This window comes from Myxococcus sp. MISCRS1, assembly GCF_026626605.1.
Classification (GTDB): domain Bacteria; phylum Myxococcota; class Myxococcia; order Myxococcales; family Myxococcaceae; genus Myxococcus; species Myxococcus fulvus.
In genome coordinates this window covers 3,496,030-3,516,996 of sequence record NZ_JAPNKB010000001.1, presented here as the reverse complement: position 1 = coordinate 3,516,996, position 20,967 = coordinate 3,496,030, and the positions used below count along the sequence as shown (strand labels likewise).

Genomic DNA, 20,967 nt, shown 5'->3' with positions numbered 1-20,967 from the left:
ATCCACCCGCCGGCTGACTACTCCGCCTTCGCGGATGCGGCACCACCCAGTCGCTTCAGGGCGATTTGCGCATCCTCGTGATTCGGCTGGAGCTTCAGCGCCGTCTGATACTCCTGCTTCGCCTCATCCACGCGCTGGGTCGCCTCAAGCAACTGCCCCAGGGCGTTGTGCGGCTCGGCGAACGTCGGGTCCACCTGCGCGGAGCCCCTGAAGGACTTCTCCGCGTCCTTCGTGTTGCCCTGCTGGTACAGCGCATGGCCCAGGTACAACAACGTCAGCGCGTTGCGAGGCTCCACCGCCAGCGCATCACTCAGCACCTTGCGCGCCTTTGCCCCATCACCACCACGCAGGTACAGGAAGCCCAGCTCCGCGCGCGCTTCAATCTGCGCCGGGTCCTTGGCCACCACCGCCTCCAGCTCCGTCACCGCCTGCTCCGGCCGCCCGCGCCGCGAGTGGACGATGCCCAGCCGCGCCAGCGCCGCCGTGTCGGCCTCCTCGCCCTCCTTCGGGCGCAGGTACGTCTCCGCGCCGGGGTAGTCCCCCATCGCCATCAGCAGGTCCGCCAGGCCCAGCTTCGCCGCGCGGTGGTTCGGGTCCTCCTTCAGCACGCCCAGGAACAGGGGCTGCGCCTTCGCCGCCACGCGCTTCTTCGCGTACGTGTCCGCCAGCGCCAGCCGGTTCTCCACCGTCGGCGACAGGGCGACGCACTCCTCGTACTCCGCGATGGCGCCATCCAGGTCACCCTTGGCCTTGAGCGCCTCGCCGTAACCCGCGCGCGCCGCCGCGTCCTTGGGGAACGCCTCCACCGCCGTCTTCAGCGTGGCCACCGCCTCGTCCGCCTTGCCCAGCGAGAGGTACGCCCGGGCCAGGCCCTGGTACGCCTCCGTCGTCTTCTTGCCGTCGTCGGAGCTCTTCTCGATGGCCTTCTTGAACGCCTCCACCGCCTGCTTCTTCTTGCCCTGCTCCAGGTACAGGTGGCCCAGCTGCGTGTACGGGCCACTGGCCCGACGCGGCTCGAGCACCAGCGCCTTCTCGAAAGCCTTGGTGGCGCGCACGTTGTCGCCCAGCTGGTAGTACGCGAGCCCCAGGTTGAAGTGCGCCTCCGCGTACTTCGGGTCCGCCGCGATGGCCTTGATGAACGCGTCGGTGGCCTTGCGCGGGTCGCCCTTCTCGTTGAGCGCCACGCCCAGGTTGTTCTGCGCGCGCGCGTGCTTCGGGTCCGCCGCGATGGCGCGCTGGTACTCGCCGATGGCGCCGTCGAAGTCGTTCTCGCGCAGCAGGATGACGCCCAGGTTGTAGTGCGCCTCCGCGTCGCCCAGCTTCTCGCGCGTGGCCTCGCGCAAGGTCGCCTTCGCCTCGCCGTTGAGGCCCTTCTCCGCCAGCGCCTTGCCCAGGTTGATGCGCGCGACGTTGAGCTGGGCGTTGAGCTTCAGCGCCTCGCGGTACGCCTCGATGGCGTCGTCCGTGCGGTTGGCGCGCTGCAGCGCCTCACCCAGGTTGAAGCGCAGCTCCGCGTCCTGCGGCGCCAGCTCCACCGCCACCGAGTACTGGCTGATGGCCACGTCCGTCTCGTCCAGCACGCGCGCCAGCAGCCCTCGCTCCGAGCGCAGCGTCGCGTCCTCGGGGAAGGCCGCGATGGCCTGGTCCAGCAGCGTGCGCGCCTTCTGCGCGTCGCCCGCCAGCCTGAGCGCGCGTCCCAGCGCCAGCCTCGGCGGGACGAGCTCCGGCTCCAGCTCCACCAGCTTCGTCAGCGGCTCCACCGCCTTCTTCGGCTTGTTCAGCGCGAGGAAGGCCGTGCCCAGACGGTAGAGGGCGTCGGCGTCGTCCGGGGACGCGCGCAACCGGGCACTCTCCACCGCCGCGGTGCGTTCGAGCGCCGCCGCGTCGGGGGGAGGCGCCTGGGCGGTGAGCAACTGGAGGACTAGGACGCCGGCTTTCGTCATCACAGGTTCTCCACGTAGGGACTGGCGCGCGCGTCGAACGTCTTCTTGGCGAGGGCGGACTTCTTCGCCTCCCACGCCTCACGCGCCGCCTTCTCTTCCTTCTCTTCCTCGGCGAGCTCGGCCCTCTCCGACTTCACCTCCGCCTCGCACTCGGCCACCTGCTCCTCGTACTCCTTCGGGTCCAGCTCCTCGCTGCCCTGCACCTTCGCCTTGCGGGCCGACGTCAGCTTGGCCAGCTCGAACTTCGCGAAGGCGCAGTCGCGCGCCAGCTCCGACACGTCCCGCAGGCCCACCGACAGCCGCTGCTTCGCGCGCAGGTACTCCACGCGCGCCTCGGACTCCTCGATGGCCAGCTTCGCCACCTCGCGCGACACCTCGTCCGTGGCGCGGTCCACCTCGTCCTCGGCCGCCTCCTGGCGGTCCTTGGCGCGGCGGATGTTGTCGCGGGCCCGGTCGATTTCGTTGTTCGCCTCGTCCACCTTGTCGACGGCGAGCGCCAGCTCGTTCTCCGCCTCGAGCAGCTCGATGCGGACCTCGAACGGGAGCTTCTTCACCAACGAGTTGGGCACCTTCATGCCGTAGCTGGAGCCGCAGCCGGCGGCGAGCAGGGGAAGGGTGAGCAGGAGCAAGTGCTTCATGGAACGGTGGCCTCGAAGCTGCCGAAGATGGTGCGGCCGGAATAGATGTCGGTGCCGTTGACGAACGTGACGTGGAACTCGCCGCTGATGCGCTGGCCCTGCGCCGTGGGAATCCGCTGGACCACCAGCGAGCCCCGCTCGAGCGGAGGGAAGACGCGCGCCGGCTCGTCCAGCACGCTGCGGCCGATGGCGCCCCGCTGCGCGCCACCCTCCAGGACCTCGGCCAGGTTGATGTCCAACCCGCCCGTGTAGCCCTCCGGAATCATGTCCCCCACGCGCGCGCTGACCTTCAGGAGCGTGTTGACGCCCGGCCCCTGCGGCTTGACGAAGTTGATGGACAGCTCACCCTCGGCCAGCACCGCCTCCGCGCGCGTGTAGCGCAAATCCAGGAGCGGAGAGACGCTGCCCTCCAGCCGGCCGCCCTCGTCGCCGCACGCGCACAGGCCGGCCACCAGCACGGCCGCCAGCGCCAGCCCCCGAAGGGACCGGACGCTGGAGATGGACGTGGCGTGGATGCCCGGGCTCACTTGCACGCCTTCCAGCCCGCGCTGTCCACGTCCGAGCCCGTGAGCGAGCCCACGTCCTTGAGGACCGCCAGCTCCCGCCGGGCCCCGTCCACGTCGCCGAAGCGGCAGCGCAGCGCGGCCAGGTTGAGGCGGGCCTTGTCGTAGGTGGGGTCGGAGTCCATCGCCTTGGCGTAGGCCTCGCGCGCGCCCATCGCGTCGCCCATGTTGAGCAGCGCCCAGCCCAGCGCCGAGTGCGCCGAGGCCTTGGTGTCCTGCAGCTCCGTCACGCGGCCGAACGTCAGCTGCGCCACGCCGAACTGCCGCGCGTCCAGGTACGCCATGCCCAGCGCCTCCAGCGCCTCCACGCTGAGCGTGCGCTCGGCCTTCTTGCGCAGCTCGTCCAGCGCGGCCGACTGCATCGGCGCGCCTGGCTGCGGCACCGGCAACGAGGCCTGCTCGGAGCGGGCACGGCAGCCCACCACCGCGGCGTTGAAGACCTCCAGCGACTCGGCGCGGGACAGACACGCCTTGAAGGCCTCTTCGGAGCGCGCCTTGAGCGGCCCGACCTGCTCCTTCACCGCCGCCTGGAACTGCTGCGACTCGGAGGCCGACAGCCCGCCCGGCACCGGCGTGGACTCGACCACGTCCGCGATGTGTCCGTACGCCAGCGCCAGCCGCCACAGCGACGCCACCGCCCACTCGGGATAACCCAGCGACGCGGCCTGCGTGTAGATGCCCTCCAGGCCCTGCAGCGCGGCGACCTTCTCCTCCACCTTGTCGGAGGGCAGGTCCTTGTAGCCGCGGTAGAGGATTTCGCCCAGGTACCACAGGCCCTTGGCCGCCTCCTCCGTCTGCCCGTTGGGGCCCTGCACCGCCGTGGTGAGCGTGGCCACCAGCGCGTCCGCGCTCGCCGTGGGCGCCGTGGTCGCCTGCACCTCGGCGAGCACCGCCGCCGCGCCCGCGCTCCTGGGGTCCTGCTTCAGCGCGGCCTCCGCCGCCAGCTTCGCGCGCGAGTAGTCCTTCGCCTTCAGCCGCGCCTCGGCCAGCAGCACCAGCACGTCGCCCTTGCGAGCGCCGGAGGACTCCGCCGCCGTCTCCAGGTTGCGCGCGGCCTCCTTGTACTCACCCAGCGCCATGCGCAGCCGCGCGCCCGCAAGCCACCCGTCCACGCCGGCCACGTCCGAGCCCAGCTTCTGGCCCACCTGCTCGAACCAGCTGGCCGCCTCGCCGAACGCCGCCGCCTCCGCCGCGTGACGGCCGAGCGTCAGGAGCACGTCCGACAGGTACTGGCTCTTGGGGTAGTCCTGCGACAGCTTGGAGCCCAGCTCGCGCTCGGCCTGCAGGTCCCTCTTCTCGCGCGCCGCCGTGAAGGCGCCGTACAGGGCCTTCTCGCCGATGTCGCTGTTCTTGTTCTCGTCGGCCACCTTCACGAGGCCCTGGATGACGTCGCCCGTCTCCTGGGCGCTCTGCAAGGCCAGCTCGTCAAGCGCCTCGGCGCGGCTCTGCGTGAGGATCTTCTGCACCTCCGCGCGGAAGTTGCCCGGCAAGGGCGCGCCGAGGAACTTCTTGCCCGTCTCGTCCAGGCCCTTGAAGTCGTTGACCTGCCGCAGGCTGTCCAGCGCCAGGTTGCCCGCGACGGTGGACTCCTTGTGCTGCGGGTGGGAGAGGGCGAAGGCGGTGAACAGCTCCGCGGCCTTGGGATAGTCGCCGTCCTCGTAGAAGGCGCGCGCGATGTTGAACTTCACGTCCAGGGCGTTGGGGCTCTTGGGGTAGCGCGACACGTACTCCGCGCCGAGCAGCTTCATGGCCTGGCGCGCGTCCGCCACCTCATACGCGTTGCGCTTGAGCGCCTCCTCCGGCTTGAGCGTGGAGAAGTGCGCGAGCAGCGCCGCGTAGATGGCGTCCTCCTCGCCCTTCACGTCCTTGGCCTTGGCCTCGTAGCGGGCCAGCTCCTCGAACTGGCGCGCCGCCTCCGGGAAGGCCTTGGCGGAGAAGAGCGCCTCCGCGCGGTTCTTCATCATCGGCCGCACGTACTGCTCGGGACGGAAGAGGCTCAGGTACGCCTCGTACGCCTCGGCGGTGCTCAGGTAGAGCTCCTTCTCCTCCTTCTTCTGCGCCGCCAGGTGCAACTGGGTGGCCAGGTCGCGGCCCATCTCCTCCAGCTCCGCGAGCTGCTTCTTGCGCTCGACCTCCACCAGCTCCGGGTCCGTCTTGCTCTGCACCGCCGCGCGCACCAGCACGCGCAGGTCCTCCGGCTCCGGCAGCACCTTGCCCTTGGCCGCCTTGAGCGCGTCGTAGAGCTTCTGGCTCCGCTCCAGGTCCATCTCCGGGTCGTGCTGGATCTCCATCAGCTTGCGCAGCGCGGGGATGGCCCACTCGTACTGCTGCTTGATGAAGTAGCGGTTGCCCAGCTTGTCCAGCGCGAGCGCGTACGTGGCCCGGCTGTCGCTGAGCTTCTCGAAGTAGTTGAGCGCGCCCTTGGGCGGCTTCGCCTCGGTGTAGCTGTAGACCAGGTCCAGCAGCGCCTCGCGCTTGACGTTGAGCGCCTTCTTCACGTCCACGCCCGGCAGGGGCGCGCTCGCGGCCGCGGCCTCGAAGAACGTCACCGCCTCCGCGTGCTTGGCCTGGTTCACGCGAATCCAGCCCATCTTGTAGCGGGCCAGGTCGTGAACAGGGGAGGGCGGCGCCTCGAGGATGGCCTGGTAGTGCTTCTCCGCTTCGACCAGGTCGGCCTTGTCGAAGAAGTGGTCGCCGAGAATCTGCTCCGCCTCCAGCCTGAGCGGGCTGTTGGGGAACTTGCGCGTCAAATCGCCCAGCGTCTTGAGCATCTCGTCGAACTGGCCGAGCTCGCGCTGCTCGTGCGCCAGGTAGAACGTCACCTGGTCGCCGTCCTTGAAGTCCGGGTACTCGCGCAGGAGGCGGTAGTACATCTGCACCGCCTTCTGCTTCATCAGCCGCGTCTCGGGAGAGACGATGGCGCCCGTGGCTCCCTCGGGCCGGGACTCGGCCTGCAGGTAGTACACGTAGCGGCTCTTCTCCACGTAGAGCTCGGCCAGCCGGAACTGGAGGTCCGGCAGGTACGGCGCGTTGCGGCTCTTGGAGATGAGCTTCTCCGTCTCGCCGATGGCGCGGTCCACCTTGAAGATGTCGCGCTTGAGCTTGGCGATGAGCTCGTCGCGCTCCTTCGCCTTGGACACGATGGGGTTGAAGCCCGCGGCGTTGCGGCCCGGGCTTCCAGGGGCGGCCGCCAGCAGGGCGGCGGCAATCAGGCCGGTAAGCTGGCCGGTCATGGGGTCTCCTCGATGCAGCGGCTCTCGATGCTGACCCGGTACGACTTGAGCTCGTCGTTCCAGTACTCGCCGTCGAAGCGGAAGGCGACGCTGTCGGGCGTCAACAGGGGCTCATCCACCGGCACCACCAGCTTGGAGCCCTTCTTCACGCGCTCGTACAGCTTCAGTCCCACTTCGTATTCCATCAGCCGCACCTGCTCGGCCGCGCGCAAGAGCGTGTCCGCCTCCTGCCGCACCGCCTTGGCCAGCCGCGCGTCGTACACCCGCACGGCCTCCGCGCGGGACAGGTCATAGAGCTTCGTCAGGTGGGTGAAGAGCCGGTCGCCGAAGCTGCCGGCGTAGCGGCCCAGGCGCTCGCCCTCCAAATCCAGCGTCTCCACGAAGCGAGAGGCGCGCTTCGTGCCGCCGTGCGAGTTGGCCGCGCGGCGCAGGCGGATGTCCTGCGTCAGGTCATCGCGGTTGCGCACCGCCTCCAGCGAGTCCGCGAAGCGGCGCGTGAGCTCCTTGGCGGCGCGCTTGGCGGGCAGGTAGTGGCACAGGTCGCGGTAGATGAGCGCGCGCAAGAGGTACTTGTCCGGCAGGAACTCGTCGCGGAAGGACGGCGCGTCCAGCGTGGTGAGGATGCCCAGCGACGCGCGCGGCTCACCCAGCTTGTAGCGGGTCCACGCCTCCTCCAGGTAGAGGCTGGCGCGGCCCGGGTCCAGCTGGGGCAGCTTCACCAGGTTGTAGGCCTCCAGCGCGCCCTTGTAGTCCTGGCGCTCGTAGCGCAGGCGGGCCACCGCGAGCGCCGCCTCGTTGCGCGCCGAGCGGGTGAGCTTCTCGTCCTTGGACAGCGTGAGGAAGTCCGAGATGAGCTCCTCGGACGGCTCCTTCACCTGCTTGAGCCGGGTGACGAGCAGCGCGAACTTCGCGTGGCTCGCCTCCGCGCTCGTCTCCGACAGCTTGGCGAAGTGCGTGTTGGCCCAGCGCTCGTTGCCCACGCGCAGGTCCACCAGGCCCTGCTGGTAGTGCGCGTATGCGCCCGTGTCCTCGGGCAAGAAGCCCAGGTCCAGCGCGCCGAACACCTGCTCGTCGATCATCACGTCATCGTGCGGCTGGTCCGTCAGCGCCTTGAGGGCGTCGAGCGCGCGCGGGATGACGTTGGGGTTGGAGCGCTCGCGCGCGATGCGCGCCAGGTACGACGCGCCCGCGTGCGTGAGCCCCAGGTCGATGAGGCTCCTGGCCAGGAAGTACTGGCCCCAGGCGTAGTTGTCGTCCGTCTTGGGCGCGGCCTCGAGCCAGGCGTACAGGGGGCCGGCGGCGTCGCGCGGCTTGCCGTCGAAGTAGTCCTGCAGCGCGCGGTCGAACGTGGCCGGGTCCACCTTCTGCGGCAGCGACGCCGGGGGAGCCTCGGCCTTCTTGTCGCCCTCGGCCTTCTTGTCGGCCCCGGGCGCGGCGGCGGGCGTTCCCGGCGCGGCGCTGCCCTCCGCGGGCTTGGCGGCGGGCGCGCCGGACGCGGGCGGCGTGCCGGCGGACGCGGGCTTCGCGCTCCCCGGCGGTGGTGGCATGGGCAGCGCGCCGGCGCCGGACTGGGCGCGGGCGGCCGCTGGAGACACGACGAGCGCGGCGCTGGCGAGCGCGGCGATGAGTGAGCGTGAAGTCATTCCGTGGCGCCGAAGTTGAACGCGGTTCCGAGCTGGACGACCGGGACGTTGATGATGCGCGAGGCGCCGGCGAAGACGACGTTGTTGGACACGTCCAACCGGAACGACACCGTCTTGCCGGAGAACATGCGCACGCCCAGGCCCAGGTTGACGGCGGGGCGGAAGCCGTCCTGCCGGTCAATCTTGACCACCGTGCCGCCGCCGAGCAGGAACGCCTCGAAGTGCAGCACGGAGCTGTTGAGCACCGCCGTCTTGCCGTACAGCGGGCTCCACACCAGGTCGGAGCCCACCATCCACTGCACCTGGTCCTCGAACGCGGACGCGGTGGGGGCCACGTCGAAGTCGCGCTCCAGCTGGCGGCGCAGCGACGTCTGGATGTTGTAGCTGTACGTGCCCCGGCCCACCTGCCACGCGAACGTGTCGCTGAAGTGGTACGTGTACGAGACGCTCCCGGTGAGGCCCTTGTAGAAGGCGTCCGCCGGCAGCACGCCGACGCCGAGGTACAGCTCGTGGTGCATCCGGTACTGCCGCTCCTGGATGGCGGAGACGGAGCCGGGGTTCTCGAGCGCCTCGGCCTGCGCGCGGGCAAGGCCGGGCGCCAGGAACAAGAGGATGAGCAGGGCGTATCGCACGGTGGGGGCTTCCTGGCGGATGAGCGGAACGGAACGCGGGGAGGAGGGGGTGGTCCCCCTCGCGTCAGTAGCCGACGGAGTTGAAGAGGAACGGGTAGGTGATGATGACCACGCCGCCCTTGGGGGCGGGGAAGGTCCAGGTCTTCAGGTTGGAGAGGATGCACGCCTCGACGGAGGCGTTGCGCAGCGTGGAGGACTTGGTCTTCGCCGCGGCCACGCGGCCGTTGGCGCCGATGGTCCACTCGAGCACCACCTTGCCGGCCAGGCCCGGGTCCTTGAGCAGCGCGCGCTCGTAGCAGCCGTGCACCTCGTTCAGGTGGCTGTTGATGACGCGCGCCACGGCCTCGCGGTCCACCGTGCCCTGCGTGGAGGCGATGCTGCGCGCGGTGGCGCGCGTGACGGTGCCTCCCACCTTGCCCTTGCCCACCGAGCCCGCGCCCAGGGCGCCGATGCCGCCGCCGCCCTTGCCGCGCAACAGCTCCGCGCCCAGCGTGGCGCCGCCGCCCTTGCCGCCGCCGCCCAGGCCGAAGGTGCCCAGGCCCGCGTTGGCGATGGGCGCCTTCCCGATGAGGCCCGACAGCTTGTAGTTGGAGTTCTTCACGTTCTTGCTACCCGGCCCGCTGCCCAGCTTGTCCACCGCGGCCAGCAGGTCGTTGGTGGCGGGGCCCGCGGCCGACAGCTTCGCGAGCGCCTTGAGCGCCTTGTTCTCCGGCGGCGCGGCGGCCACGGCCTTGGCGGGCTGGGGAGGCGGCGGCGTCTTCTCCACCGGCTTGGGCGGCGCCTTCTCCGCCACCTTCGCCTCCTCCTTCTTCACCGGCTTGGCCTTCTCCTTGAGCGCCTCCAGCTTCTTCTTCGCCTCCTCCTTCTTCTTGGGCTCGGGGGCGATGAGGCGCAGCGCCACGGGCGGCAGGTTCTTCTGCGTGAAGTCCGCCGTCTCCGGCGTGGGCGGCTTGAGCGCGATGAACGCGCCCAGGCCCGACGCGAACAGCGCGAAGCACGTCATCGCCAGCCACGGCAGGCCGCGCAGCGGGTTGACGAACACGCGCGCGGGCACGGGCGCCGCGTAGGCGACGAGCGACATCTGCCCCTGCGTCAGCCGGGCGCCCACGCCCTCGCGCAGCGTGATGAAGCGGCGGCTGCCGTCGGACTCGAGCGAGGCCCCGGTGACGGGCGTGAAGCGGCCGTCGGAGCCGCTCTTCTCGACCTCGGTGCCCGGGGGCACGAAGAGGCGGAAGGAGCCGCTGATGGACTCGGCCAGCGTGAAGGGCGCGCCGGTCTCCGGCAGCGTGAAGCCCCACAGCGGCATCGCCTCCGGCAGCTCGAGCGAGGCCACCACGGGCTTCTTCCTGTCCGGCGCGAAGCGGCGCGCGTCGCGGCGCACGGTGCCCCAGTACAGCTCCAGGTAGAGCTGGGAGGCGCCCTTGCCCGGGTCGATGCGCGGCGCGTGCGTGGGCCGGGAGGCGGTGACGCGCGGCTCCTGGAGCAGCGGGCCCTGCGCGACGGGGAGCGGGTCCAGCGCCACGTCCGCGAGCAGGTCGTCCGCCAGCAGCATGCCGGTGTTGACGGGCGCGGCGGCGGCGGGGGCGGGCTCCTGGGTCGCGCGGCGGCGCACGGACGGGACGGTGCCCGCGGGCACCGGCGCGTGCAGGGGGATGGGCTGCGCGGGCGGGGCGGCGTGCGCGACCGCGCCGTGGACGGCCGCCTGCGGCGCGACGGGCGCCGGCATGGGCACCACCGCGGGCTGGGCCGCGTGCTGCGGATAGATGGCCTGCGTCGCGGCGGAGGGCGCGGTCTGCTGCGGCACCGCGCGCACCGCGGGGACGGTGGTGGCGAGCGGCTGCGTCGGCGCCGCCTGCACGGGGCGCAGCTGGCGCACGGGCGCGGCCTGCGGCGCGGGCGGCTGGGGCGGGGCGGGCTGCGGCGCGCCGAACAGCGCGGCGACCTCCGGCGGCGGCTGGGGCTTCACCTCCTGGGGGCGCTGCGCGAGCACGCGCGTCTTGAGGACGAAGGGACCGCAGAGCACCTCGTCCACCGAGCGGATCTCACACGCGGTGACGCGGTGGCCGTTGACGAACAGGCCCGTGGCGGTGCCAGCGTCCTGGATGGCCGCGCGACCGTTCTGGAAGTAGAGCAGCGCGTGACGCGGCTCCACGGCCGGGTCATCCAGGCGCAGGTCCGACGTCGGGTCCGACCCGAGCGCATACGTGCCGGGGACGAACACTTCCGTCCCAACGAGGAGTCCGTCGCGGAGGATGACGACTTGCAGGACGCTGGGCTGGCCGCTCAACGGTGACGCTCCCTTCAAGGGCGGGTGGGCGGTACTGCCCTACTGGTCGTACACGGTGGCGAGCGTTTCGGCGCGGAAGCTGTCGCGCTCGCGGATCATCGACCGGGTCTTCAATTCCTTGCGGTCATACAGATACACCGCGCCCGACTTGTTCGTCTGACCCTGGATGAGCCGGTCATCGAAGTCGATGCGCGAGGGCCCGCGCTGCGGCGGCGCCGCGGACGCAGTGGCGTCCGGCTCGCCCGTCACCGGGTCCGTCACCGGCGCGCCCTTGGTCTCGATCTTGGGCGGAGCCTTGGGGCCGGACTTTTTGCCCGCCGCCTTCTTGGCCTTCGCTGTTTTCGCGGAACGGCCGCGGCCCTGGGCCCATGCGTCGCTCGGGTGCAACAACGTACCGATGCCGAGGAGCTGGGCGACGACCATGCAGAGGAGGAAGCGTCGCATCATCAACAGGTTAAGCGATGCGCGTATGGACCTGTCAACGCACACTCCAGGGCCATTCACGAGGCGTGGTGCGACAGGTGTGGGGGGCACTCCACCCCATGTGGGGCGCGTGCTCCACGACTCGTGTCTCGCGTTGCCGGCCGACTGGAAATGTGGCGTGCCGCTCCGCATCCAAATCCAAGGAGGCGCCGTCCAACCGGGCGAGCGCCCGGAGAATCATCGCGGCGACGCGGGGGATGGGAGATGCTGCGCGCGTGACGAGCGCGCTGCGCAGATGGAGTCTCCTGACGGTGGGCGTCCTGCTCTGGTCCGCCGCGGGTGTCGTCGGATACCGGCTCAGCGCGAGGGAGCCCCGGGGTCAGCCGCCCCCGCGGGCACAAGGTCCCACTCCACCCACCACCGCCGGGCCCCGGCTCACCGGCGTGGGCCCCAGGCTCACCAGCAACGAGACCTCCCAGCCGCTCTCCGTGCATGGCGAGCAATTGGTGACCGGGTTGCGACTGTCACTGGGTCCACCCCTGTCACTGGAGCTGCCGCTGAGGGTGGTGGACTCGCGCCACGCCTTCGCGCGGCTGCCCTCCGGGCTGAAGCTGCCCGAGGACTCGCCCCAGGTCGTGGTGGAGGCGCGCCTGGTGTCGGAGCGGGCGGACTGCTGCGAGGGACAGGACGCGCTCACGGTGGTGAACGACACCGCCTTCCCGGACCTGACGGGCATGGTGGCCTCGCCCGATGGGCGCACGCTGTTCGTCGTCTCGCCGCCCACGGACACGGTGTACGCGCTGGACGTGGGCTCGGGCCACGTGGAGGCGCTCCCCGTGGGTGACGGGCCCTCCGCGCTGGCCACGTGGAAGGACGCGAGCGGCAGGGCCTTCCTGGGCGTGGTGCACCGCTTCCAGCCGGAGCTGTGGGTGTATGCGCTGGAGGCGCGCGGCGCGCCGCGGGTGTGGCCCGCACCGCTGGGGGCCTCGGGGCTGGAGGTGGATGGCGCGCGGGGCGTGGCCTACATCGCCGAGCAGGTGCGCGACACGGTGCGGGCGGTGTCGCTCGAGGACGGGCGCGAGCAGTGGGCGACGCCGGTGGACCCCAACCCGCGCGCGCTGGCGCGGTGGCGCGACGTGCTCGCGGTGGGCAGCCTCCAGACGGGGCAGGTGGAGCTGCTGCGGCTGCGGGACGGCACGCCCGTGTTCACCGTGGCGCCGGGGCCGGGCGTGGCCATCGTCGGCGGACGCACGGAGCCCTTCCGCGCGCAGGTGATGGGCGGCCACGCGCCGCGCTCGCTGGTGGCCAGCGCCCGGCTGGGGAGGCTGTTCATGGGGAGTCTGGGGCCGAACGTGGGCCCCATGCCCCAGCGCAAGGAGGTGCACGGCAGCAGCGGCGTGTCCGTCATCGACCCGGCGACGGGCGACTTCGTGCGCCACCGGGGCTTCGGCGTGGGCATGACGGAGGGGCTGGCGCTGGATGACGCGGCGGGGCTGCTCTACGCGGCGGACGTGGCGCTGGGCCAGGTGCGCGTGCTCGACGCGCGGGCGCTGGTGTCCAACGACGACCGGCTGGCGCGCGACGCGGTGTTGCAGGAGCTGGTGGTGGCGCCGCCCGAGGGCACGCCGCTGGTGCGCCCCGCGGAGGACTTCTCCGTCAAGGGCCGCGCGGGCCCGGAGCTGCACTCGGGGCCGCGCTCGCTGGTGCTGTCCCCGGACGGCCAGCGGCTCTACGTGCTCAACCGCTTCACCCGCGAGGTGGCGGTGGTGGACGCGGGCGAGGCGCGCGAGGGCGGGGCGGTGGTGGCGCGGCGGCTGCCCGTGGTGGCGCTGCGGCATCAGGCCAAGCGTCGGCAGGGACAGGTCCTCTACTCGGCGGACCTGGGGCGCTCGGGCATCACCTGCGACGGGTGCCACATCGAGGGCCACACCGGCGGGCTCTTCTACGCGAAGAAGCATCCCGTGCGCATCTACCGCTCGCCCACCGTGCAGGGCAGCCGCGACACGCCGCCCTTCTTCACGCCGGCGAGCCAGCACAGCCTCGCGGAGACGGCGAGCTTCGTCGGCGCGCGCAACCGCTTCCACAACCCGGACCCGTCACCCTCGGAGGTGGAGGCGCTCACGCTCTTCACGTCATTGATTGCCACGCCGCCCAATCCGTACCGCGGCGAGGACGGCGCGCCGCCGCCGACGGTGACGCTCCCCGACGGCGCCGTGGGGCACCCGGCGCGGGGCCGCGCGCTGTTCGAGGGCAAGGGCGGCTGCGTCGCCTGCCACCCCGCGCCCCTCTACACGCTGGACCAGGACGCGGCGACGCGCGGCCAGTACCTGGACGTGGGCACGCCGGTGGCGCTGCCCTTGCGGCTGGAGCAGCAGGAGCTGGTGGTGGGCGCGGCGCCTCCTTCCCTGGTGGGCACGTGGGATGTGTGGCCGCTGCTCACCAGCGCCTCGGCGGGCTACGCCGCGAAGGAGGGCCGCCTGGTGGTCGACACGCGCTTCCCCTTGAGGAAGGTGCTGGAGATGTCGGGCCCCGCCCACGGAGACGCGCGCGCGTTCAGTCCCCAGGAGCGGGATGACGTGCTCGCCTTCCTGCTCACATTGTGAGCGCGAGGCCGAACCTGGCGCGTCCAGGTTCCGTGGCGGGGCGAAATCACCGCCATCGCTGTGTGCGAGCGCGAGGAGATTTCGTCGCGGACGCGGCTGTCGCTTGCGTTGTCGTGGGGGGCTGCGGTCTACAATCCATCTGATGCGCCTCCTTCCGCGCTCCGCGTGGCCGCTGCTCCCGATTCTGCTCCTGTCCTGCTCCGACGCGGGCCTGTACGCCATCGACGGGCGTGGGGCCAACGGAGGAGACCGCGCCAACTTCTCCGGCAAGGTCTGCGTGCCGCTCGCCGGCGGCGATGCGTTCCCCACCAAGGTCCTCTTCGCGCTGCAGGGCGGCGAGGGCGTCGAGACGGAAATCGTGGGCTACGCCACCGACGGCCTCGCCACGCTCTCCAGCCGCTTCTCCGGGCCGTTCGTGAAGTTCGGCCTGGTGGCGTACCACTCGGTGGCCACCGGCATCCTGGGCGGCTTCTCCGACGCGGCGGACTTCCAGGCCGCGCTGCCGCGCTTCGCCACCTATCAGGAGACGGGGCCCGTCAGCATCCGCTCCTCGCTGCGGCTGGCCAAGACGCTGCTCGCCGGTGACATGCAGACGTCGTGTCGCGGCGAGGTGGCCCGCACGCGCTACGTCGTCGTCGTCGTCGTGCGCAGCCAGGACACCAGCTGCGCCAACCCGGCCTTCAACATCGGCCTGGACGCCACGTGCAACGCGCTGACGGACAAGGTCGCCTGCAGCCAGTGTGAGCTCACCGCCGTCACCGGCGAAATCAAGGCGCTGGCCCAGCAGTACGGCGCGGGCGAGGTGGTGGTGCAGCCCATCTACGTGCGCGACGTCGCGGACCCCAACACCCGCGCGCACGTGGCGGCCATCGCCCACGCGGGCGGCACCCAGGCGGTGGAGACGGACGCGGCGGGCCTGTCCCCCACGCTCTCCGGCATCCAGTACGCCGCGCGCACCAACACCCTCAAGCTCAAGCGCTTCCTCGCCTTCAACCGCAACGTGGTGGTGCGCGCCGGCCAGGTGCTCGTCGACAGCGACGGAGACGGCCTGCCGGACGTGGACGAGGTCGCCCTGGGCACGGACCCCACGGTGGTCGACTCGGACCAGGACGGGCTGATGGACGGCATCGAGGTCCGCGTCGGGTTGGATCCGCTCGTCCCCGACATCATCAACGGCTGCAACCTGTCGCTCGACGAGGATGGAGATCGGCTCAACACCTGCGAGGAGCGCGTGCTGGGCACCAACCCCTGTATCGGCGACAGCGACGGCGACACGATTCCGGACCTGGTGGAGGTGCTGTCGCAGACCAACCCGCTGGTGCCCGAGGACCTGCTCGACTCGGACCGCGACGGCATCACCAACGTCGCCGAAATCGAGGCGCATGGAGACCCGCTGAGCGCCGACCTCGACTTCCACCGCGAGCGCGCCTACGGCTACGACCTGGTGGAGTCCGAGCCCACCGTGGACGGGCGCACCTGCTACGACTCGCGCGTGGAGAACATCACCCTGGTGCGCACGCTGGCGCGGCCCCACCCGCTCGTGCCCGGCGAAACCATCCCCGCGGGCACCAACGAAATCTACCTGTACCTCCAGGCCGGCCGGGACAACGACCCGCGCGGCGCCGGCATCGGCTCGCTGCTCATCCAGAGCATCCAGTACGACGAGAAGGAGGGACGCACCCCCTCCGGTACCCTCCTGTTGGACCCCGAGGCCTTCATCCTCGGAACCTGATCCACCCGTGGGTGTGGGGTCTTCCCCTCGCCCGGGCTGGGGAGTGCCCCCCACACTCCTCCGCCCAGTCCTCTTCACTCAATGCGCAACCCTCTGGAATCACGGATGTTTGATTCACGACGGGGAGCGGATCGACTCTTGCTAAGGGCTCGGGGCTGAAAGGAGTCACCATGTCACGCGTTCGATTCGCTCCGGTGCTGATGCTCGGGGCAATGCTGGTCGTGAACCCCGGTCTTGCCCAGGCACAGTCCAACGACAATCCCGACAACCCGGAGTGTCTCGGCGACAGCTGCGGCAAGCCCCAGGAGGAGGGCGGCGGGTGCGGGTGCGGGTGCGGCGGCTCGGTGTGGGTGAACTACACGGACGACGGCGACACGCTCGCCTACACGGACGACGCGGACGGCGACGGCCGCGCGGATGACCGCGACAACTGCCCGTTCGCGTCCAACCGCGACCAGGCGGACAGCGACGGCGACGGCGTGGGCAACGTCTGCGACAACTGCGCGACGCTCTCCAACTTCCAGCAGCGCGACGCCGACGGTGATGGCATCGGCGACGACTGCGACCCGGACCGCGACAACGACGGCATCGCCAACGAGCAGGACAACTGCCCGCTGATTCCCAACCAGGACCAGGCCAACCTGGACGGTGACGCGCAGGGCGACGTCTGCGACGCGGACGACGACAACGACGGCGTGGCGGACGGCACGGACAACTGCCCGCGCGTCGCCAACCCCGACCAGGTGATGCCGGCGGACGGCAGCCAGTGCCGCGTGGACGCGGACGGCGACAACATCGCCGACAGCAGCGACAACTGCCCCGGGCTCGCCAACCCCGAGCAGACCGACAGGGACAACGACGGCGTGGGTGACGCGTGCGACCCGGACGACGACGACGACGGCGTCCTCGATGACGCCGACAACTGCAAGGACGTGGCGAACCGCGACCAGGCCGACAGCGACGGCGACGGCGACGGCGACGCGTGCGACATCCTCTTCTGCGTCGTGGTGGACCCCACGCAGAAGCAGAACTGCCTGGACCCGAAGAAGGCCTTCGCGGTCAGCGCCGGCGGCACCATGAAGCTCTCCCGCTCCGGTGAGTCGCTGCGCCCGCCGCTGTTCGCCAACCGCAACGGCGCGGCCATGGAGTACCGCTGGACGGTGACCAAGCGCCCCTCGGGCTCCAACGCCGTGGTGGAGAACCCCCAGGGCGCGGTGACGCTCAGCCGCAACTGGCAGTACTCGTACGTGGACGGCAGCGTGCCCAACTTCGTGCCCGACACCGAGGGCACGTACGAGCTGACCGTGGAGGCCCGACTGGCCTTCGCCGACCGCGTCTTCCCCGAGCAGCGCGTCTCCACCAGCACCCTCGTGCTGACGGTGGGTGAGGGTGACGGCGAGGGCGGCAACTGCAGCTCCGTCCCCGCCGGCTTCAGCGCCACCGCGCTGGGCGCCGCGCTGCTGCGCATGCTGATGCGCCGTCGTCGCAGCGAGCAGTAATCTCGTCGTCCCCCTCGCCAGGAGGTCGTACCGCATGCGTCGCCTTGTCCGACTCCCGCTGCTGATGGCGGGCCTCCTGGCCACGGGGCTGTTGTCCTGTACCGACTCCATGTTGGAGCCCCGGACGGAGCAGCAGACCCACGTCGATGACCGCGTGATGCTCCAGGGGCGCGTGTGCACGCGCCCGCCCAACCCCTCCGGCTTCCCGGTGAAGGTGGTGGTGGTCATCGACGAGTCGGGCAGCATGTGCATCAGCGACCCGCCGGGCGCGCAGACCGACAGCGGCTTCTGTCAGCGCGCCGAGGTGCAGGCCATCATCCCGCCGGGCGTCACCGAGCCCGCGCGCGTGCGGGCCCTCAAGCGCCTGGTGAACCAGTTCCGTCAGGTCAACGCGGCGGGCGGCAACGTGCAGGTGTCCGTGGCCCCCTTCGAGACGAACGTGCGCAACGTCTGGCCGCCGGCCACGACGGGCAACCGCTTCGCCCGGCCCGACACCAACATCGACAGCTACATCGACGGCCTGCAGAGCCAGCTGGGCAAGGGCACCGACTACCAGGGCGCGCTGTCGTACGCGTACAGCCTCATCGCCAGCGACATCAACGCCGTGGCCCTGTCCAACCCGGAGGTGCTGCCGCGCACCCGCTACGTCGTCGTCTTCCTCACGGACGGCACGCCGTACCCGCGCTGCTCGGCCACCGACAACCTCAGCGTGTACGCCAATCCGGACAACCCGGACCTGACGTGGGCGGACTCCATCGTGAGCTTCTGCAACGCCACGAACACCACGGACCAGATCGACGGGTTCGAAATCGGCACGGACCGCAACCAGAACTACCAGCTCTTCAGCTACGTGCGCCGGCTGATGGAGCTCAAGGACCAGTACAACGTCGGCGACGTGCGCATGCACACGGTGCTGCTCTTCAACCAGGAGGCGGTGCGCGCGTGCGGCCCCATCTGCCAGGAGATCTACGGCATCTACCCCGGCGTACCGCAGGCCCAGTACCCGGAGGCCGCCAAGAAGATCGCCTCCTGGCTGCTCAAGCGCTTCGCGGACATGGGCAACGGCGTCTACCAGGAGTTCAACGACACGGCCGAAATCTCCAACCTGGGCCTGGGCGCGCTGGACTACTCGTCCTTCGCGTCGCGCAACGTGATGAAGACGCTGCTGGTGGAGCCGCTGAGCTCCTCGCCCGGACTGGATGGACGCGTCATCGACAGCGACGGCGACGGCGTGCCGGACGACGTGGACAACTCCTTCACGCTGAAGACCCACCCCTTCACCTCCGACAGTGACAGCGACTGCCTGGACGACGGCTTCGAGCACCGCCGCGAGGACCAGGGCTTCAGGGCCGCCAACGATTTGGACGCGCGCGGCTGCAACCCGAACTCGCCGCTGACGCCGCGCTGCACGTGCCGCGACACGGACGGTGACGGGCTCTCCCAGTTCGCCGAGGCCTACCTGCGCACGCGCGAGACCATCGTCGACAGCGACGGCGACGGCATCCCTGACAGCATCGAGGCGCGCTGGGGCCTGAACCCGCTGGAGCCCAGCGTGGCGGGGCTGGACACGGACGGTGACGGCCTGCCGGACGAGGTGGAGCTGCGCGCGGGCACGGACCCCACGCGGCGCGACAGGGCCTTCTTCGAGAAGAACGGCTTCCAGTACGAGACGCGCATCGCCGAGGTCCTCCCCAACGGGAGCATCTGCTACGACTACACCGTCTCGAACCTCCAGATGGTCGCCACGCCGGACCGGCCGGGCACCAAGCAGGGCTTCAACCTGTTCAAGCTGTGGTTCGCGGAGGCGCCGGAGAGCGGCGTGGCCACCGACTACGGCGTGTGGCGCGCGGCCTGCGCGTGGTCCCAGTACTCGCCGCCCAGCGTGCGCGTGCCGGTGGGGCCGGAGCTGACGTTGACGAACGACAACTTCATGGTGCCCACGGAATTGAGCAATCCCTGGGACAGCCAGGGCCGGTGCGTGGGCGCGCCGCCCTCGGGCCAGCAGGGAGGTCTGCTTCCGTGAGTGTGGCCGCACGTATCCTGGCGGGGCTGGTGGTCGCGGTGGCGGTGACGGTGGCCTGCACCGACTCGTATCTGTATGACCCGCGCCGCGACGTGGAGGTCCCCGTGGACCGCTCGGTGTCCATCCAGGGCCGCTTCTGCAGCACGGGCTCCAACGAGGTGGTGCGGCCCATCAAGCTGGTGGTCGCCATGGACGCCTCGCAGTCCATGCGCGTCAGCGACCCGGACGGCACCCGCGCCACCGCGCTGGTGGAGCTGATCGAAAACCTGCCCAGGGACCCGGAGGTCCACCTGGCGGTGGTGCTCTTCGCCGGCAGCACCACGGCGTTCCTCACCCAGACGCCGGGCAGCCCGCCGCAGGACGGCTTCGTGCAGGTGGCCAGCTTCGACGACGCGCGGATGCGCCAGCTCACCGAGCAGCTGCTCACCTTCCGCAACCCGGACAACTCCCCGAACCGCGACTCGACGGACTTCGTCAAGCCGCTGTCGGACATCTACTCGCTCATCAACACGGACATCGCGCGCAGCCGGCTGGAGCCGGGCGGCGCGCAGGCGCTGGCCCAGGCGCGCTACTCGGTCCTCTTCCTGTCCGATGGTCGGCCCACCACGGACCAGGACGACGAGCTGCTGCAGGGTGACGCGGTGGTGCGCATCCGCCAGCTGCGGGACCTGGTGGAGGACGTGCGCGTCAACACCGTGCACGTCTTCAACCCCACGCAGCCGGTGTCGTCGGTGTGTGATTTGTCGGGCGACGGCGGCTGCCCGCTGCTCATCATCAACCAGAACTCGGACCGGCTGGAGAAGATGGCGGCGCTGGGCGGCGGCAACTTCCGCGACTTCCGCAACAACGAGCCCATCAACTTCCTGGACTTCAGCTTCGGGCAGGTGCGCCGGACGTTCATCGTGAAGGAGGTCATCGCGACGAACTTCTCCTCGCCGCCGGGCAGCCCCTTCGACGAGGCGGACACGGACGGCGACGGGCTGTCGGACGCGCGCGAGCGGGAGGAGGGCACGGACCCCAACCGCGTGGACACCGACGGCGACGGCTTCAGCGACGGCGTGGAGGTGTACTTCCGAGACCGCGGCGTGGACTTCGACCCCACGCAGGTGGCGGACCCGGACGGCGGTGGCCTGGACAAGGGCTGCCCGCCGCTCCTGCGCGCGTCGGACTCGGACTGTGACGGCCTGCTCGACTGCGACGAGCAGTTCATCGGCACCAACGCGACGCTGGCCGACAGCGACCGCGACGGCGTGCCCGACGGAATCGAGTGGCGCGGCGGCACCCAGGGCGCCAGCGACGACCTGGACGAGGACCCGGACAACGACGGGCTGTCGAGCCGCGCCGAGCTGCGCCTGCACACCCGCCCGCTGGTGGTGGACACCGCGAACCTGGCGGCGGAGGGCTACCGCTACTCCTTCGAGGCTGACGGCCCACCGGACGAGCTGGGCCGGCAGTGCTACACGCTGCGCGTGGACAACGTGCTGTTGGCGCCCACCATCGCCTCCGCGGACGACGCGGGCGTGGTGGTGCGGGGCGCCGGCTACAACGACATCGCCTTGTCGGTGGCCATGGTGCCCGCCGACGACCCGACCGCGCGCACGCAGGTGCGCACCTTCCGGGTGAACCACGTGCGCTACCCGGTGGGGGGCATCAAGTCCCCCGCCGACGGCATCATCCGCGTGAATCCCGAGGACTTCGTCGACGGCTGCCCCGGCCGTCCCGACGTCACCCTCCCGACGCCGTGAGAA

Annotated in this window: 13 protein-coding genes; 5 read left to right on the top strand and 8 right to left on the bottom strand. The window is 70.8% G+C overall.

Annotation, left to right across the window (positions count from 1 at the left end):
- Nucleotides 1-17: 17 nt before the first annotated feature.
- From OWM54_RS13465 to OWM54_RS13430, 8 genes are all read right to left on the bottom strand, one after another.
- Nucleotides 18-1,943 (bottom strand): tetratricopeptide repeat protein, encoded by a 1,926-nt coding sequence (locus OWM54_RS13465; RefSeq protein WP_267697765.1) that lies wholly within the window; start codon nt 1,941-1,943, stop codon nt 18-20.
- A complete protein-coding gene (locus OWM54_RS13460; RefSeq protein ID WP_223746344.1) occupies nt 1,943-2,581 on the bottom strand; it encodes a hypothetical protein in 639 nt (212 codons plus the stop codon). Before OWM54_RS13460 ends, OWM54_RS13465 begins: the two co-directional genes overlap by 1 nt.
- Nucleotides 2,578-3,108 (bottom strand): hypothetical protein, encoded by a 531-nt coding sequence (locus OWM54_RS13455; protein ID WP_223784810.1) that lies wholly within the window; start codon nt 3,106-3,108, stop codon nt 2,578-2,580. The genes OWM54_RS13460 and OWM54_RS13455 overlap by 4 nt, the downstream gene beginning before the upstream one ends.
- Nucleotides 3,105-6,377, bottom strand: a complete 3,273-nt coding sequence (locus OWM54_RS13450) for a tetratricopeptide repeat protein (RefSeq protein ID WP_267697764.1) — start codon at nt 6,375-6,377, stop codon at nt 3,105-3,107. Before OWM54_RS13450 ends, OWM54_RS13455 begins: the two co-directional genes overlap by 4 nt.
- Entirely contained in the window at nt 6,374-8,020 is a 1,647-nt protein-coding gene (locus OWM54_RS13445; RefSeq protein WP_267697763.1) for a hypothetical protein, read from the bottom strand. Before OWM54_RS13445 ends, OWM54_RS13450 begins: the two co-directional genes overlap by 4 nt.
- Nucleotides 8,017-8,652, bottom strand: a complete 636-nt coding sequence (locus OWM54_RS13440) for an outer membrane beta-barrel domain-containing protein (RefSeq protein ID WP_046711417.1) — start codon at nt 8,650-8,652, stop codon at nt 8,017-8,019. The genes OWM54_RS13445 and OWM54_RS13440 overlap by 4 nt, the downstream gene beginning before the upstream one ends.
- A gap of 64 nt (nt 8,653-8,716) precedes the next feature.
- Complete coding sequence (locus tag OWM54_RS13435; protein WP_267697762.1) at nt 8,717-10,939, bottom strand: AgmX/PglI C-terminal domain-containing protein; 2,223 nt, start codon at nt 10,937-10,939, stop codon at nt 8,717-8,719.
- A gap of 39 nt (nt 10,940-10,978) precedes the next feature.
- Nucleotides 10,979-11,386: a hypothetical protein gene (locus tag OWM54_RS13430; RefSeq protein WP_223746349.1), complete on the bottom strand. Its 408-nt coding sequence runs from the start codon at nt 11,384-11,386 to the stop codon at nt 10,979-10,981.
- 233 nt (nt 11,387-11,619) lie between these two features.
- On the opposite strand from OWM54_RS13430, the gene OWM54_RS13425 reads away from it, so the two are divergent.
- The 5 genes from OWM54_RS13425 (at nt 11,620) to OWM54_RS13405 (ending at nt 20,964) form a co-directional block, all read left to right on the top strand.
- Nucleotides 11,620-13,965, top strand: a complete 2,346-nt coding sequence (locus OWM54_RS13425; RefSeq protein WP_420715329.1) for an MtsA protein — start codon at nt 11,620-11,622, stop codon at nt 13,963-13,965.
- A gap of 142 nt (nt 13,966-14,107) precedes the next feature.
- Nucleotides 14,108-15,697, top strand: coding sequence for a calcium-binding protein (locus OWM54_RS13420; RefSeq protein ID WP_267697761.1), 1,590 nt, complete (start codon nt 14,108-14,110; stop codon nt 15,695-15,697).
- Between the two features lie 170 nt (nt 15,698-15,867).
- The gene (gene mtsC / locus OWM54_RS13415; RefSeq protein ID WP_223746352.1) at nt 15,868-17,196 is read left to right on the top strand and encodes a cell-cell cohesion MYXO-CTERM protein MtsC; all 1,329 of its coding nucleotides are present in this window, start codon (nt 15,868-15,870) and stop codon (nt 17,194-17,196) included.
- 34 nt (nt 17,197-17,230) lie between these two features.
- Complete coding sequence (gene mtsD / locus OWM54_RS13410; RefSeq protein WP_223746353.1) at nt 17,231-19,219, top strand: cell-cell cohesion protein MtsD; 1,989 nt, start codon at nt 17,231-17,233, stop codon at nt 19,217-19,219.
- On the top strand, nt 19,216-20,964 hold the full coding sequence (locus OWM54_RS13405) for a VWA domain-containing protein (RefSeq protein ID WP_223746354.1): 1,749 nt from the start codon (nt 19,216-19,218) through the stop codon (nt 20,962-20,964). Before mtsD ends, OWM54_RS13405 begins: the two co-directional genes overlap by 4 nt.
- Nucleotides 20,965-20,967 lie beyond the last annotated feature (3 nt).

Bases quoted from the DNA above. Each gene is read 5' to 3' on its own strand.
- OWM54_RS13465 (WP_267697765.1), bottom strand. From the start codon at position 1,943: ATGACGAAAGCCGGCGTCCTAGTCCTCCAGTTGCTCACCGCCCAGGCG.
- OWM54_RS13460 (WP_223746344.1), bottom strand. From the start codon at position 2,581: ATGAAGCACTTGCTCCTGCTCACCCTTCCCCTGCTCGCCGCCGGCTGC.
- OWM54_RS13450 (WP_267697764.1), bottom strand. From the start codon at position 6,377: ATGACCGGCCAGCTTACCGGCCTGATTGCCGCCGCCCTGCTGGCGGCC.
- OWM54_RS13445 (WP_267697763.1), bottom strand. From the start codon at position 8,020: ATGACTTCACGCTCACTCATCGCCGCGCTCGCCAGCGCCGCGCTCGTC.
- OWM54_RS13430 (WP_223746349.1), bottom strand. From the start codon at position 11,386: ATGATGCGACGCTTCCTCCTCTGCATGGTCGTCGCCCAGCTCCTCGGC.
- OWM54_RS13425 (WP_420715329.1), top strand. From the start codon at position 11,620: ATGGGAGATGCTGCGCGCGTGACGAGCGCGCTGCGCAGATGGAGTCTC.
- OWM54_RS13420 (WP_267697761.1), top strand. From the start codon at position 14,108: ATGCGCCTCCTTCCGCGCTCCGCGTGGCCGCTGCTCCCGATTCTGCTC.
- mtsC (WP_223746352.1), top strand. From the start codon at position 15,868: ATGTCACGCGTTCGATTCGCTCCGGTGCTGATGCTCGGGGCAATGCTG.
- mtsD (WP_223746353.1), top strand. From the start codon at position 17,231: ATGCGTCGCCTTGTCCGACTCCCGCTGCTGATGGCGGGCCTCCTGGCC.